This window comes from Pseudomonas sp. NPDC090752, from assembly GCF_055584805.1.
The window spans coordinates 17,868-32,296 of record NZ_JBVJLI010000022.1; the positions used below are offsets into that span (position 1 = coordinate 17,868).

The 14,429-nt window shown below is 60.8% G+C and carries 13 protein-coding genes and 1 tRNA gene; 13 read left to right on the forward strand and 1 reads right to left on the reverse strand.

The window, feature by feature from the left end:
- Nucleotides 1-63 precede the first annotated feature (63 nt).
- The 6 genes from dnaJ (at nt 64) to ACZ6YA_RS23085 (ending at nt 7,705) form a co-directional block, all read left to right on the forward strand.
- Nucleotides 64-1,188 carry a molecular chaperone DnaJ gene (gene dnaJ / locus ACZ6YA_RS23060; RefSeq protein WP_465899747.1) on the forward strand — a complete coding sequence of 375 codons (1,125 nt, stop codon included), beginning with the start codon at nt 64-66 and terminating at the stop codon, nt 1,186-1,188.
- Between the two features lie 13 nt (nt 1,189-1,201).
- Nucleotides 1,202-2,005, forward strand: a complete 804-nt coding sequence (dapB, locus tag ACZ6YA_RS23065; RefSeq protein WP_465899749.1) for a 4-hydroxy-tetrahydrodipicolinate reductase — start codon at nt 1,202-1,204, stop codon at nt 2,003-2,005.
- 329 nt (nt 2,006-2,334) lie between these two features.
- Complete coding sequence (gene carA / locus ACZ6YA_RS23070; protein ID WP_465899751.1) at nt 2,335-3,471, forward strand: glutamine-hydrolyzing carbamoyl-phosphate synthase small subunit; 1,137 nt, start codon at nt 2,335-2,337, stop codon at nt 3,469-3,471.
- A 106-nt stretch (nt 3,472-3,577) separates the two neighbouring features.
- Nucleotides 3,578-6,799, forward strand: coding sequence for a carbamoyl-phosphate synthase large subunit (gene carB, locus ACZ6YA_RS23075; protein WP_465899753.1), 3,222 nt, complete (start codon nt 3,578-3,580; stop codon nt 6,797-6,799).
- Nucleotides 6,796-7,278: a transcription elongation factor GreA gene (greA, locus tag ACZ6YA_RS23080; RefSeq protein ID WP_465899755.1), complete on the forward strand. Its 483-nt coding sequence runs from the start codon at nt 6,796-6,798 to the stop codon at nt 7,276-7,278. The genes carB and greA overlap by 4 nt, the downstream gene beginning before the upstream one ends.
- A complete protein-coding gene (locus ACZ6YA_RS23085; RefSeq protein ID WP_465899757.1) occupies nt 7,256-7,705 on the forward strand; it encodes an MFS transporter in 450 nt (149 codons plus the stop codon). The genes greA and ACZ6YA_RS23085 overlap by 23 nt, the downstream gene beginning before the upstream one ends.
- A gap of 12 nt (nt 7,706-7,717) precedes the next feature.
- On the opposite strand, the gene yhbY is transcribed toward ACZ6YA_RS23085, so the two are convergent.
- The gene (gene yhbY, locus ACZ6YA_RS23090; protein WP_403135419.1) at nt 7,718-8,026 is read right to left on the reverse strand and encodes a ribosome assembly RNA-binding protein YhbY; all 309 of its coding nucleotides are present in this window, start codon (nt 8,024-8,026) and stop codon (nt 7,718-7,720) included.
- Between the two features lie 102 nt (nt 8,027-8,128).
- Here yhbY and rlmE point away from each other — a divergent pair, with 102 nt between their 5' ends.
- The 7 genes from rlmE to ACZ6YA_RS23125 all read left to right on the forward strand — a co-directional run bounded on the left by rlmE (nt 8,129) and on the right by ACZ6YA_RS23125 (nt 14,405).
- Complete coding sequence (gene rlmE, locus ACZ6YA_RS23095) at nt 8,129-8,755, forward strand: 23S rRNA (uridine(2552)-2'-O)-methyltransferase RlmE (protein WP_465899759.1); 627 nt, start codon at nt 8,129-8,131, stop codon at nt 8,753-8,755.
- Between the two features lie 203 nt (nt 8,756-8,958).
- Nucleotides 8,959-10,863, forward strand: a complete 1,905-nt coding sequence (gene ftsH / locus ACZ6YA_RS23100; protein ID WP_159408802.1) for an ATP-dependent zinc metalloprotease FtsH — start codon at nt 8,959-8,961, stop codon at nt 10,861-10,863.
- 8 nt (nt 10,864-10,871) lie between these two features.
- Nucleotides 10,872-11,723, forward strand: coding sequence for a dihydropteroate synthase (gene folP, locus ACZ6YA_RS23105; protein WP_465899762.1), 852 nt, complete (start codon nt 10,872-10,874; stop codon nt 11,721-11,723).
- 16 nt (nt 11,724-11,739) lie between these two features.
- Nucleotides 11,740-13,080, forward strand: coding sequence for a phosphoglucosamine mutase (glmM, locus tag ACZ6YA_RS23110; RefSeq protein WP_465899763.1), 1,341 nt, complete (start codon nt 11,740-11,742; stop codon nt 13,078-13,080).
- 66 nt (nt 13,081-13,146) lie between these two features.
- Nucleotides 13,147-13,902 (forward strand): triose-phosphate isomerase, encoded by a 756-nt coding sequence (gene tpiA, locus ACZ6YA_RS23115; RefSeq protein ID WP_465899765.1) that lies wholly within the window; start codon nt 13,147-13,149, stop codon nt 13,900-13,902.
- A 4-nt stretch (nt 13,903-13,906) separates the two neighbouring features.
- A complete protein-coding gene (gene secG / locus ACZ6YA_RS23120; RefSeq protein ID WP_400798488.1) occupies nt 13,907-14,299 on the forward strand; it encodes a preprotein translocase subunit SecG in 393 nt (130 codons plus the stop codon).
- A gap of 20 nt (nt 14,300-14,319) precedes the next feature.
- Nucleotides 14,320-14,405: transfer RNA gene (locus tag ACZ6YA_RS23125), tRNA-Leu, on the forward strand.
- The last annotated feature ends 24 nt before the right edge of the window (nt 14,406-14,429 follow it).

Consider the following 14,429-nt stretch of genomic DNA (forward strand, 5'->3'; position numbering starts at 1 on the left):
TTGGCGGGCAGGTGCTGATGGCGCGGCGCGGATGCCGAACGCCCAACAAGGTGCAAATGACCTATGTCCAAGCGTGATTATTATGAGGTCCTGGGTGTCGAGCGCGGCGCCAGTGAAGCAGACCTGAAAAAGGCTTATCGCCGGCTGGCGATGAAGTTTCACCCGGACCGCAACCCGGGCGATAAAGAGTCGGAAGACAAGTTCAAGGAGGCCAACGAGGCCTACGAAGTGCTGTCCGATGCCAGCAAGCGCGCGGCGTTCGACCAGTACGGTCACGCCGGCGTCGACCCAAGCATGGGTGGCGGTGGTGCAGGCTTCGGCGGTGCCAACTTCTCCGACATCTTCGGTGACGTATTCAGCGACTTCTTCGGCGGTGGTCGTGGTGGTGGTCGTGGCGGTGCCGCGCGCGGCAGCGACCTGCGCTACACCCTGGAGCTGAACCTGGAAGAAGCCGTGCGCGGGACCACGGTCAGCATCCGTGTGCCGACGCTGGTCAACTGCCAGCCCTGCGACGGCAGCGGTGCGAAGAAGGGCTCGACCCCGTCCACCTGCCCAACGTGCGGTGGTATCGGCCAGGTGCGCATGCAGCAGGGCTTCTTCTCGGTGCAGCAGACCTGCCCGCGCTGCCACGGCCAGGGCAAGATCATCACCGACCCATGCAACTCGTGCCATGGCGAAGGCCGTATCGAGGAATACAAGACCTTGTCGGTCAAGGTGCCGGCTGGTGTCGACACCGGCGACCGCATTCGCTTGTCCGGTGAAGGCGAGGCCGGTACCCATGGTGGCCCGACTGGCGACCTGTATGTGGTCATCAACGTGCGTGAGCACGAGATTTTCCAGCGTGATGGCAAGCACCTGTACTGCGAAGTACCGATCAGCTATACCGATGCTGCCCTCGGCGGCGAGCTGGAAGTGCCGACCCTCGATGGTCGCGTAAAGCTGAAAATCCCGGAAGGCACTCAGACCGGCAAGCAGTTCCGCCTGCGCGGCAAGGGTGTGGCGCCGGTGCGTGGCGGTGGTGCGGGCGATCTGCTGTGCCGCGTGGCCGTGGAAACTCCGGTCAACCTCAGTCGTCGTCAGCGCGAATTGCTCGAAGAGCTGCGTGACTCGCTCGAAGGCGACAGCTCGCATTCGCCCAAGGCCAGCGGCTGGTTCGATGGCGTGAAGCGCTTCTTCGGCGACCTCTGACAAGGATAAAGCTATGCGACGTATTGCAGTGATGGGCGCGGCAGGGCGGATGGGCAAGACCCTCATCGAAGCCGTGCAGCAAACCCCGGGTGCCGGGCTGACCGCGGCGATCGATCGCCCGGACAGCTCGCTGGTGGGTGCTGATGCCGGTGAGCTGGCGGCCTTGGGCCGGATCGGCGTGCTGCTGTCCGATGACCTGGCCAAGGTGGTCGACGAATTCGACGTGCTGATCGATTTCACTCACCCTTCGGTGACCCTGAAGAACCTGGCCTTCTGCCGCAAGCATGGCAAGGCGATGATCATCGGCACCACCGGTTTCAGTGTTGAAGAGAAGCAGTTGCTGGCCGAGGCGGGCAAGGACATTCCAATCGTGTTCGCTGCCAACTTCAGCGTGGGCGTCAACCTCAGCCTCAAGCTGCTGGACATGGCGGCGCGGGTGCTGGGGGAAGACGTCGACATCGAGATCATCGAGGCGCACCACCGGCACAAGGTCGATGCGCCGTCGGGTACCGCGCTGCGCATGGGTGAAGTGGTTGCCAATGCGCTGGGGCGTGATCTGCAGGAAGTGGCGGTGTATGGCCGTGAAGGGCAGACGGGTGCGCGTGATCGCAAGACCATTGGCTTTGCTACCGTGCGTGCCGGTGATGTGGTCGGTGACCACACTGTGCTGTTCGCCGCTGAAGGTGAGCGCCTGGAAATCACCCACAAGGCTTCCAGCCGCATGACCTTCGCCAAGGGTGCGGTGCGTGCCGCGCTGTGGCTGGATGGGCGTGAGGCAGGGCTGTACGACATGCAGGATGTGCTGGAGCTGCGTTGATCCATCGAGGTCGGCGTCGCTATTTTCGCGGGCAAGCCCGCTCTCACAAGTATGATGCTGCCCTCGAGGTCTGCGTTGAACCTGTGGGAGCGGGCTTGCCCGCGAAGAAAGCGCCGCCGATGGCAGTCTGTCGCGATCATGTGTTTTAGAGACACATTTACGGTAGACCCAAAAAGCACTTTTCTGTAAGCTACAGCTTTAGTGTGTCCACTAAAAGCGCGCAGCGAATTTGAATTCAGCACATGAAAGCGGGGTGACGTGTCCATACGTCACTCCGCTTTTTTGCAACCTGCGATCGCCCTTTCATGCTTGATTTACGGGAGGTCTTCTTGACAAAGCCAGCCATACTCGCCCTTGCCGACGGCAGTATTTTTCGCGGTGAAGCCATTGGTGCCGACGGTCAGACCGTTGGTGAAGTGGTATTCAACACCGCTATGACCGGCTACCAGGAAATCCTTACAGACCCTTCCTACTCGCAGCAAATCGTCACCCTGACCTATCCGCACATCGGCAACACCGGGACCACCCCGGAAGACGCCGAATCGAACCGTGTCTGGTCCGCTGGCCTGGTCATCCGTGACCTGCCGCTGCTGGCCAGCAACTGGCGTAACACCCAGTCGCTGCCTGACTACCTGAAGGCCAACAATGTCGTCGCCATCGCTGGCATCGACACGCGCCGCCTGACCCGTATCCTGCGTGAAAAGGGCGCTCAGAACGGCTGCATCCTCGCCGGTGACAACATCAGCGAAGAAGCCGCCATCGCCGCTGCCCGTGCCTTCCCAGGCCTGAAGGGCATGGACCTGGCCAAGGTCGTTTCCACCAAAGAGCGTTACGAGTGGCGCTCCAGCGTGTGGGAGCTGAAAACCGACAGCCACCCAACCATCGACGCTTCCGAGCTGCCGTACCACGTGGTCGCCTTCGACTACGGCGTCAAGCTGAACATCCTGCGCATGCTGGTCGCCCGTGGCTGCCGCGTGACCGTGGTGCCCGCCCAGACCCCGGCCAGCGAAGTGCTCGCGCTCAACCCCGATGGCGTGTTCCTGTCCAACGGCCCTGGTGATCCGGAGCCATGCGACTATGCCATCCAGGCGATCAAAGAGATCCTCGAAACCGAGATCCCGGTATTCGGCATCTGCCTTGGCCACCAGCTGCTGGCCCTGGCCTCCGGCGCCAAGACCGTGAAGATGGGCCATGGTCACCACGGTGCCAACCACCCGGTCCAGGACCTGGACACCGGTGTGGTCATGATCACCAGCCAGAACCACGGTTTCGCCGTCGACGAAGCCACGCTCCCGGGCAATGTCCGCGCCATCCACAAGTCGCTGTTCGACGGCACCCTGCAGGGTATCGAGCGTACCGACAAGAGCGCGTTCAGCTTCCAGGGTCACCCTGAAGCGAGCCCTGGCCCGACCGACGTCGCGCCACTGTTCGATCGTTTCACCGATGCCATGGCCAAGCGCCGCTGAGCGTCCTGCATCAAGGCCCCGGGCCGGCATCTGCCGCGCCCGGACGCGCCTGACCCAGATTGTTCAAGACGGCTTGCCGACTGACCCGCGGATTTGAGTGACAACCATGCCAAAACGTACAGACATCAAAAGCATCCTGATTCTCGGCGCTGGCCCGATCGTGATCGGCCAGGCCTGTGAATTCGACTACTCCGGCGCCCAGGCTTGCAAAGCCCTGCGCGAGGAAGGTTTCCGCGTCATCCTGGTGAACTCCAACCCAGCCACCATCATGACCGACCCGGCCATGGCCGACGCTACCTACATCGAGCCAATCAAGTGGCAGTCGGTGGCCAAGATCATCGAGAAAGAGCGCCCAGACGCGGTGTTGCCGACCATGGGTGGCCAGACCGCACTGAACTGCGCCCTGGACCTGGAGCGCCATGGCGTGCTGGAGAAGTTCGGCGTCGAAATGATCGGCGCCAACGCCGACACCATCGACAAGGCCGAAGACCGTTCGCGCTTCGACAAGGCGATGAAGGACATCGGCCTGGAGTGCCCGCGCTCCGGTATCGCCCACAGCATGGAAGAGGCCAATGCGGTCCTTGAGAAGCTCGGCTTCCCGTGCATCATTCGCCCGTCGTTCACCATGGGCGGCACCGGTGGCGGTATCGCTTACAACCGTGAAGAGTTCGAAGAAATCTGCACCCGTGGTCTGGACCTGTCGCCGACCAAAGAGCTGCTGATCGACGAATCGCTGATCGGTTGGAAAGAGTACGAGATGGAAGTGGTCCGCGACAAAAAGGACAACTGCATCATCGTCTGCTCGATCGAAAACTTCGACCCGATGGGCGTGCACACCGGCGACTCGATCACCGTTGCCCCGGCGCAGACCCTGACCGACAAGGAATACCAGATCATGCGCAACGCCTCGCTGGCGGTGCTGCGTGAAATCGGTGTTGAAACCGGCGGTTCCAACGTGCAGTTCGGCATTTGCCCGGACACCGGCCGCATGGTCGTCATCGAGATGAACCCGCGCGTTTCGCGTTCGTCCGCCCTGGCATCCAAGGCCACCGGCTTCCCGATCGCCAAGATCGCCGCCAAGCTGGCCATTGGTTACACCCTGGATGAGCTGCAGAACGACATCACCGGCGGCCGCACCCCGGCGTCCTTCGAGCCATCGATCGACTACGTCGTCACCAAGCTGCCGCGCTTCGCCTTCGAAAAATTCCCGAAAGCCGACGCCCGCCTGACCACCCAGATGAAATCTGTCGGTGAGGTCATGGCCATCGGCCGTACCTTCCAGGAGTCCCTGCAGAAAGCCCTGCGCGGCCTGGAAGTCGGTGCCTGCGGCCTGGACCCGAAAGTCGACCTGGCCAGCCCCGAGGCTGCCAGCATCCTCAAGCGCGAGCTGACCGTGCCGGGCGCCGAGCGTATCTGGTACGTGGCCGACGCCATGCGTTCGGGCATGACCTGCGAAGAGATCTTCGCCCTGACCGGCATCGACATGTGGTTCCTGGTGCAGATGGAAGATCTGATCAAGGAAGAAGAGAAGGTCAAGACCCTGGCCCTGTCGGCCATCGACAAGGCCATGATGCTGCGCCTCAAGCGCAAGGGCTTCTCTGACCAGCGCCTGGCCGTTCTGCTCGGTATCACCGACAAGAACCTGCGCCGTCATCGCCACAAACTGGAAGTGTTCCCAGTCTACAAGCGCGTCGACACCTGCGCCGCCGAGTTCGCCACCGACACCGCCTACCTGTACTCCACCTACGAGGAAGAGTGCGAGGCCAACCCGTCGACCCGCGACAAGATCATGATCCTGGGTGGCGGCCCCAACCGTATCGGTCAGGGCATCGAGTTCGACTACTGCTGCGTACACGCCGCATTGGCACTGCGTGAAGACGGTTACGAGACCATCATGGTCAACTGCAACCCGGAAACCGTTTCCACCGACTACGACACCTCCGACCGCCTGTACTTCGAGCCGCTGACCCTGGAAGACGTGCTGGAAGTCTGCCGCGTCGAGAAGCCGAAGGGTGTCATCGTCCACTACGGCGGCCAGACCCCGCTGAAACTGGCGCGCGCCCTGGAAGAAGCCGGCGTACCGATCATCGGTACCAGCCCGGACGCCATCGACCGAGCCGAAGACCGTGAGCGCTTCCAGCAGATGGTTCAGCGCCTGAACCTGCTGCAGCCGCCAAACGCTACCGTGCGCAGCGAAGACGAAGCCATCCGGGCTGCCGGTGGCATCGGTTACCCGCTGGTGGTGCGCCCGTCCTACGTACTGGGCGGCCGTGCCATGGAGATCGTCTACGAGCTGGACGAACTCAAGCGCTACCTGCGTGAAGCCGTGCAAGTGTCCAACGACAGCCCGGTACTGCTCGACCACTTCCTCAACTGCGCCATCGAGATGGACGTGGATGCGGTCTGCGACGGCACCGACGTGGTGATCGGCGCGATCATGCAGCACATCGAACAGGCCGGTGTTCACTCCGGCGACTCGGCGTGCTCGCTGCCGCCTTACTCGCTGAGCAAGGACGTCCAGGACCAGGTTCGCGACCAAGTCAAGAAAATGGCCCTGGAGCTGGGCGTTGTCGGCCTGATGAACGTGCAGCTGGCCCTGCAGGGCGACAAGATCTACGTGATCGAAGTCAACCCGCGTGCCTCGCGTACCGTGCCGTTCGTGTCCAAGTGCATCGGCACCTCGCTGGCGATGATCGCTGCCCGCGTCATGGCGGGTAAAACTCTCAAAGAAATCGGCTTTACCCAAGAAATCATCCCGAACTTCTACAGCGTCAAGGAAGCCGTCTTCCCGTTCGCCAAGTTCCCAGGGGTTGACCCGATCCTCGGCCCTGAGATGAAATCCACCGGTGAAGTCATGGGTGTCGGCGACAGCTTCGGTGAAGCGTTCGCCAAGGCCCAGATGGGTGCCAGCGAAGTACTGCCGACCGGCGGTACGGCGTTCATCAGCGTGCGTGACGACGACAAGCCGCAAGTGGCCGGCGTTGCCCGCGACCTGATCGCCCTGGGCTTCGAAGTGGTTGCTACTGCGGGTACCGCCAAGGTGATCGAGGCGGCCGGCCTGAAAGTGCGCCGCGTGAACAAAGTGACCGAAGGTCGCCCGCACGTGGTCGACATGATCAAGAACGACGAAGTGTCGTTGATCATCAACACCACCGAAGGTCGCCAGTCGATCGCCGATTCCTACTCGATTCGTCGCAATGCGCTGCAGCACAAGATCTACTGCACCACGACCATTGCGGCCGGTGAAGCCATCTGCGAAGCGTTGAAATTCGGCCCTGAAAAGACCGTTCGTCGCTTGCAGGATCTGCATGCAGGACTCAAAGCATGAGCATTACCAAGTACCCGATGACCGTCCAGGGCGCTCGCGCCCTGGAAGAGGAGCACCTGTTCCTGAGCAAGACCGAGCGCCCGCGCCTGAGCCAGGCGATCGGCGAAGCGCGTGAGCTGGGCGACCTCAAGGAAAACGCCGAATACCATGCCGCTCGTGAAGAGCAAGGCATGGTCGAGGCGCGTATCCGTGATATCGAAGGCCGTCTGCAGAACTCGGTGGTGATCGACGTGACCACTATTGCCCATACCGGCAAGGTCATCTTCGGAACCACCGTGGAGCTGGCCAACACCGAGACCGACGAGCGAGTGAAATACCAGATCGTTGGCGAAGATGAAGCCGACGTGAAGAAAGGCAAGCTTTCGAGCAGCGCGCCTATCGCCCGTGCGATCATCGGCAAGGAAGAAGGCGACGTCGTCGTCATCAAGACGCCAAGCGGTTCGGTCGAGTACGAGATTGTCGAAGTCCAGCACATCTGACCGGCGCCTGCGGGCGCCATCCCTTGAGGGGATCCTCTGGCAACTGGCCCAGGTATTCTGGGTCGGGGGCCTGTGGGTGTTCCATGTGGGGTTGGTGCCTGCGCTCAAGGTCAGTGGCCTGGCACCTTTACTAGTGCAGGACATCGCCGGGCAGATCGACCGCTGGTTGATTGGCGTGGCGTTGTTGGGGTTGCTGACCCAGCTGGCAGTGTTGGCGAGGGTGGAGGGTCTGGCGGCCTGGTGGCGGCAGTTTCGCGGCCAGATGCTGCTGCTCGGCTTTGCTGCCTGCATCAGTTATTACACGCTGCGCTACGGCATCTCGGTTGGCGAGCGCTGGCAGATGTTCTGTTTCCTGGTGTTGGGTTTTTCCGGCATCGTGCTGGTGGCCCAGCCGGTACCGGTCAGGGCGCGCAAGGCGCGCCACTGATCGGCTCCACCCTTACTTGTAGCGGTGGATGTTGGACAGCTGCTTGTTCGGCTGTGGGTTCTTGCGATAGATCAGCGCTTTTTTGCCGATGGTCTGCACCAGCTCGGCGCGGCCAGCCTTGCACAGCGCTGCGATGGTTTCGGCGCGCTCTTCGCGATCTTCCGAACGAATTTCGACCTTGATCAGCTCATGGTCGACCAGGGCGCGCTCCAGTTCGCCGATCACGCCTTCATTCAAACCGTTGCCAGCAACGATCAGGACCGGCTTCAGGTCATGACCAATGGACTTGTATTGCTTCTTCTGCTCGTTATTGAGCGGCATAATCTGACCCTTTCCGTCTGATTCTGTAAAATTGACCGGCATTTTACCCGAGGGCCACCGGCTCCGCCCAGTCAATCACGACGCATATCATCGAGGTGCCCCGTGGCAAAACCTTCCAAAAGCAGCCAGAACTGGCTGAGAGAGCATTTTAACGACCCTTTCGTGAAGCAGGCGCAGAAGGACGGCTACCGTTCGCGCGCCAGCTATAAACTGCTGGAGATCCAGGAGAAGGACCGGCTGATCCGCCCGGGCATGAGCGTGATCGACCTCGGTGCAGCGCCAGGTGGCTGGTCGCAGGTGACCAGTCGTCTGATTGGTGGTCAGGGGCGTCTGATCGCTTCGGACATCCTTGAAATGGACTCGATCCCGGACGTGAACTTCATCCAGGGCGACTTCACCCAGGATGAAGTACTGCAGCAGATTCTGCAGGCGGTCGGTGATTCACACGTAGACCTTGTGATTTCCGATATGGCCCCCAATATGAGTGGTACGCCTGAAGTGGACATGCCGCGTGCCATGTTCCTCTGCGAATTGGCTCTGGATCTGGCGACGCGAGTGCTCAAGCCAGGTGGGAATTTCCTGATCAAGATCTTCCAGGGGGAAGGTTTCGACCAATACCTGAAGGACGTACGCAGCAAGTTCGACAAGGTGCAGATGCGCAAGCCGACCTCTTCGCGTGATCGCTCGCGCGAACAGTACCTGTTGGGCAAGGGCTTCAAAGGCATGTAAACGGCGTGCTACGGGGTGGCCGATAGTTATTTCCAATCGGCAGTCCCGTCTGGATCGTCCGAACTTCGTGTAGTCTAGGTTTCACAAAGGGTTACAGACGGTGCCTGCGGATGCGTAGGTAATGTAGTAAGTTAGGGCGATGAATATCATGCGAGGCACGGCTGCGTCGTGCGCCGGCCTCAGAGGGTAGCGAATTGAACGACATGGCAAAGAATCTGATCCTGTGGTTGATCATCGCAGCTGTCCTGGTGACAGTGATGAACAACTTCTCCAGCCCTAACGAGCCGCAGACCCTCAACTACTCCGACTTCATCCAGCAGGTCAAGGATGGCAAGGTCGAGCGTGTGACCGTCGATGGCTACATCATTACCGGTAAGCGCGCCGACGGCGACAACTTCAAGACCGTCCGCCCGGCCATCACCGACAATGGCCTGATCGGCGACCTGGTCGACAATCACGTCGTGGTCGAAGGCAAGCAGCCTGAGCAGCAGAGCATCTGGACTCAGCTGCTGGTGGCGAGCTTCCCGATCCTGGTGATCATCGCCGTATTCATGTTCTTCATGCGCCAGATGCAAGGCGGCGCAGGCGGCAAGGGCGGGCCGATGAGCTTCGGCAAGAGCAAGGCGCGCCTGCTGTCCGAAGACCAGGTCAAGACTACCCTGGCCGACGTTGCAGGTTGCGACGAAGCCAAGGAAGAGGTCGGCGAACTGGTCGAATTCCTGCGCGATCCGGGCAAGTTCCAGCGCCTGGGTGGCCGCATCCCGCGTGGCGTGCTGATGGTCGGCCCACCGGGTACCGGTAAAACCTTGCTGGCCAAGGCCATCGCCGGTGAAGCCAAGGTGCCGTTCTTCACCATTTCCGGTTCGGACTTCGTCGAAATGTTCGTCGGTGTCGGTGCAAGCCGTGTACGCGACATGTTCGAGCAGGCCAAAAAGCACGCACCGTGCATCATCTTCATCGACGAAATCGACGCCGTCGGTCGCCACCGTGGCGCCGGCATGGGCGGCGGTCACGACGAGCGTGAGCAGACCCTCAACCAGCTGCTGGTAGAGATGGACGGCTTTGAAATGAACGATGGCATCATCGTCATCGCCGCTACCAACCGCCCTGACGTGCTCGACCCGGCGCTGCTCCGCCCGGGCCGCTTCGACCGCCAGGTTGTGGTTGGCCTGCCGGACATCCGTGGCCGTGAGCAGATCCTCAAGGTGCACATGCGCAAGGTGCCGGTGGGCGAGAACGTCAATCCGGCGGTCATTGCTCGTGGTACCCCTGGCTTCTCCGGCGCCGACCTGGCCAACCTGGTCAACGAAGCTTCGCTGTTTGCCGCACGCTCCAACAAGCGCCTGGTCGAGATGAAAGAATTCGAACTGGCCAAAGACAAGATCATGATGGGCGCAGAGCGCAAGACCATGGTCATGTCCGAGAAAGAAAAGAAAAACACCGCCTATCACGAGGCCGGTCACGCCATCGTCGGCCGCCTGGTGCCTGAGCACGACCCGGTCTACAAGGTTTCGATCATTCCGCGTGGCCGCGCCCTGGGTGTGACCATGTTCCTGCCCGAGGAAGATCGCTATAGCCTGTCCAAGCGTGCGCTGATCAGCCAGATCTGCTCGCTGTACGGTGGCCGTATCGCCGAAGAAATGACCCTGGGCTTCGACGGTGTTACCACCGGCGCCTCCAACGACATCATGCGCGCCAGCCAGATTGCCCGGAACATGGTCACCAAGTGGGGCCTGTCCGAGAAGCTCGGCCCGCTGATGTATGCAGAAGAGGAGGGTGAGGTATTCCTCGGCCGTAGTGCTGGCAGCCAGCACGCCAGTGTGTCTGGCGAGACTGCCAAGCTGATCGACTCCGAAGTGCGCAGCATCATCGACCAGTGCTATGCCACGGCCAAGCAGCTGCTGATCGACAACCGCGATAAACTCGAAGCGATGACCGAAGCGCTGATGAAGTACGAGACCATTGATGCCGATCAGATCGATGACATCATGGCGGGTCGTACGCCACGCGAACCGCGCGACTGGGATGACGACAAGGATTCGGGCACGCCTGCTGCCCAGAATGATCGTCCAGAATCGCCGATTGGCGGCCCAGCGGCTCAACACTAAGGGCATCTATGAGCTCCAAGCTGTACCCAACCCGGTTGCCTTGCGGCAGCCGGGTTCTTGATTTGTCCCGTACCCATGTCATGGGCATCCTCAATATCACCCCTGATTCCTTCTCCGACGGCGGGCGCTTCAGTCAGCGCGACGAGGCGCTGCGCCATGCCGAAGCGATGGTCGCGGCGGGTGCGACATTGATCGACATTGGGGGCGAGTCGACGCGCCCTGGTGCGCGGGCGGTGTCAGTGACCGAGGAGCTTGAGCGCGTGGCACCGATGGTGGAAGCCATCAACAGCCGCCTCGATGTCGTTATCTCGGTCGATACTTCAACGCCTGCGGTCATGCGCGAATCGGCCCGGCTGGGAGCCGGCCTGATCAACGACGTACGCGCCCTGGAGCGCGATGGTGCGCTGGATGCTGCAGCCGATACCGGTCTGCCAGTGTGTCTGATGCATATGCGTGGTGAGCCGGGCAATATGCAGGACGATCCGCACTACGAAGATGTAACCGTTGATGTAACACGCTATCTTGAACAGCGGATGGCCGCCTGCGCAGCAGCGGGCATTGGTGCCGAGCGGATCGTTCTCGACCCAGGCTTCGGGTTCGCCAAGACCTTGGCGCACAACCTGAGCCTGTTCAAACACATGGAAGCGCTCTATCGCCTCGGGCGCCCACTGCTGGTGGGTGTCTCGCGCAAGAGCATGATCGGCCTGACGTTGGATCGTCCGGTCGGTGAGCGACTGTACGGCAGCCTGGCGCTGGCGGCATTGGCCATGACCAAGGGTGCAAGCATCTTGCGCGTCCATGATGTGGCCGAAACCGCTGATGTCGTGCGCATGATCGCCGCGGTACAGAGCGCCGAATAAGAACATTGGAGTGCCTATGAGCAGAAAATATTTTGGTACCGACGGCATTCGTGGCCGCGTCGGCGAATACCCGATCACTCCTGACTTCATGCTGAAACTGGGATGGGCGGCGGGCATGGCCTTCCGCAAGCAGGGTAACTGCCGCGTGCTGGTGGGCAAGGACACGCGCATTTCCGGTTACATGTTCGAGTCCGCACTCGAAGCTGGCTTGTCCGCCGCAGGTGCTGACGTGATGCTGCTCGGGCCGATGCCGACCCCAGCCATCGCCTACCTGACCCGCACCTTCCATGCCGAGGCAGGGATCGTCATCAGCGCGTCGCACAACCCGCACGATGACAATGGCATCAAGTTCTTCTCGGGCCAGGGCACCAAGCTGCCGGATGAGATCGAGCTGATGATCGAGGAGCTGCTTGATCAACCGATGACGGTGGTCGATTCGAGCAAGCTGGGCAAGGTTTCGCGCATCAACGATGCCGCGGGTCGTTACATTGAATTCTGCAAGAGCAGCGTGCCTACCAGCACCAGCTTCGAGGGCCTCAAGCTGGTGGTCGATTGCGCCCATGGCGCAACGTACAAGGTTGCGCCAAGCGTATTCCGCGAGCTGGGCGCCGACGTCACGGTGCTGCATGCGCAGCCCGATGGCCTGAACATCAACGAAAACTGCGGTTCGACCCATATCGAGTCGCTGCAGGCCGCTGTGCTGGTGGGGCACGCCGATCTAGGCATCGCGTTCGATGGCGATGGTGACCGGGTTCTGATGGTCGACCATACCGGCACCATTGTCGACGGTGACGAGTTGCTGTTCATCATCGCCCGTGACCTGCACGAGCGGGGCAAGCTGCAGGGCGGTGTGGTCGGCACGCTGATGAGCAACCTGGGCCTGGAACTGGCGCTCAAGGACCTGGAAATTCCGTTCGTGCGAGCCAAGGTCGGCGACCGTTACGTCATGGCTGAACTGCTTGAACGCAACTGGCTGGTGGGTGGCGAAAATTCCGGGCATGTCGTGTGCTGCAACCACACCACCACCGGTGACGCGATCATCGCCGCGCTGCAAGTGCTGCTGGCCCTGAGGCGTCGCGGTGAAACCCTGGCGCAGGCCCGTCAGGCCCTGCGCAAGTGCCCGCAGGTGCTGATCAACGTGCGCTTCGGCGCGAGCAAGGTCGACCCGCTGGAGCACCCGGCGGTCAAGGAGGCCAGTGCCAAGGCGACCGAGGACATGGCAGGACGTGGGCGCGTGCTGTTGCGCAAGTCCGGCACCGAGCCGTTGGTGAGGGTGATGGTCGAAGGCGACGACGAAAATCAGGTGCGCGGGCACGCCGAAGCCCTGGCCAAGCTGGTCGCTGAAGTTTGTATCTGAATTGGGCTTGCCAGCGCAGATCGTGTTGGGTAAGATCTGCGCCCACTTTGACCGACGAGGTAAAGCATGCGTCGCCCCATGGTAGCTGGTAACTGGAAGATGCACGGTACCCGCGCCAGCGTCGCTGAGCTGATCCAGGGCCTGGGCAATATGCCTGTGCCAAACGGTGTTGAAGTCGCGGTGTTTCCGCCGGCGCTGTTCATCAATCAGGTTGTTGATGGGCTGCAAGGCAAGGGGATCACTGTCGGAGCACAGAATTCTGCGGTACAGCCCGAGCAGGGCGCGTTGACCGGTGAAGTTGCGCCGAGTCAGCTGGTTGAAGCAGGTTGCAAGTTGGTGTTGATTGGCCACTCCGAGCGCCGCCAAATCATTGGTGAAAGTGAGGAAGTGCTGAAAGACAAGTTTGCAGCCGCTCAACTTAGTGGTTTAATGCCGGTGCTCTGTGTAGGGGAAACCCTTGAAGAGCGCGAGGCAGGCAAGACGCTCGAAGTTGTCGGGCGTCAACTAAGCAGTATCATCGACGCGTTCGGTGTTAAGGCTTTTGCCAATGCGGTTATTGCTTATGAGCCGGTTTGGGCCATTGGCACAGGTTTGACGGCTTCGCCTCAACAAGCTCAGGATGTGCATGCTGCCATTCGGGCGCAGTTGGCGGCCGAAGACGCCGAAGTTGCAGAAAACGTGCAGCTTCTCTACGGCGGTAGCGTGAAGGCGGCCAATGCGGCCGAACTGTTCGGCATGCCGGATATCGATGGGGGGCTCATTGGTGGAGCATCCCTGAACGCAGACGAATTCGGTGCAATTTGTCGCGCCGCAGGAAACTGAACAAATGCTGGAAACAGTCATCGTTGTTTTTCATCTGTTGGCAGCGCTGTCGCTTGTAGTGCTGGTACTGTTGCAACAGGGTAAGGGTGCGGAAGCAGGTGCATCTTTCGGCGCAGGTGCTTCTAATACTGTGTTCGGGAGCCAAGGCTCTGCAACCTTCCTAAGTAAATTCACTGCAATACTCGCTGCCACTTTCTTTTTGACAGCACTTGGGTTAGGATACTTCGCGAAGCAACAAGCTCACCAGCTTAGCCAAGCAGGTCTTCCAGATCCCGCAGTATTGGAAGTGAAAGAGCAGAAGCCGGCAGTCAATGATGATGTACCGGTGCTCCAGCAGCAGAAGAGTGAAACCACCAACTCTGGTGATGTACCTCCTCCGGCAGAAGAGCAGAAGTAACGGGTTTCAAATGTAGTATTGCCGAGGTGGTGGAATTGGTAGACACGCAACCTTGAGGTGGTTGTGCCCATAGGGTGTAGGGGTTCGAGTCCCCTTCTCGGTACCAATTAAAGCTTGAGAGCCCGCTTTA

What these genes read in the sequence shown, in the direction of transcription:
- dnaJ (WP_465899747.1), top strand. Translation starts at nt 64, where the DNA reads ATGTCCAAGCGTGATTATTATGAGGTCCTGGGTGTCGAGCGCGGCGCC.
- dapB (WP_465899749.1), top strand. Translation starts at nt 1,202, where the DNA reads ATGCGACGTATTGCAGTGATGGGCGCGGCAGGGCGGATGGGCAAGACC.
- carB (WP_465899753.1), top strand. Translation starts at nt 3,578, where the DNA reads ATGCCAAAACGTACAGACATCAAAAGCATCCTGATTCTCGGCGCTGGC.
- greA (WP_465899755.1), top strand. Translation starts at nt 6,796, where the DNA reads ATGAGCATTACCAAGTACCCGATGACCGTCCAGGGCGCTCGCGCCCTG.
- yhbY (WP_403135419.1), bottom strand. Translation starts at nt 8,026, where the DNA reads ATGCCGCTCAATAACGAGCAGAAGAAGCAATACAAGTCCATTGGTCAT.
- ftsH (WP_159408802.1), top strand. Translation starts at nt 8,959, where the DNA reads ATGGCAAAGAATCTGATCCTGTGGTTGATCATCGCAGCTGTCCTGGTG.
- folP (WP_465899762.1), top strand. Translation starts at nt 10,872, where the DNA reads ATGAGCTCCAAGCTGTACCCAACCCGGTTGCCTTGCGGCAGCCGGGTT.
- glmM (WP_465899763.1), top strand. Translation starts at nt 11,740, where the DNA reads ATGAGCAGAAAATATTTTGGTACCGACGGCATTCGTGGCCGCGTCGGC.
- tpiA (WP_465899765.1), top strand. Translation starts at nt 13,147, where the DNA reads ATGCGTCGCCCCATGGTAGCTGGTAACTGGAAGATGCACGGTACCCGC.
- secG (WP_400798488.1), top strand. Translation starts at nt 13,907, where the DNA reads ATGCTGGAAACAGTCATCGTTGTTTTTCATCTGTTGGCAGCGCTGTCG.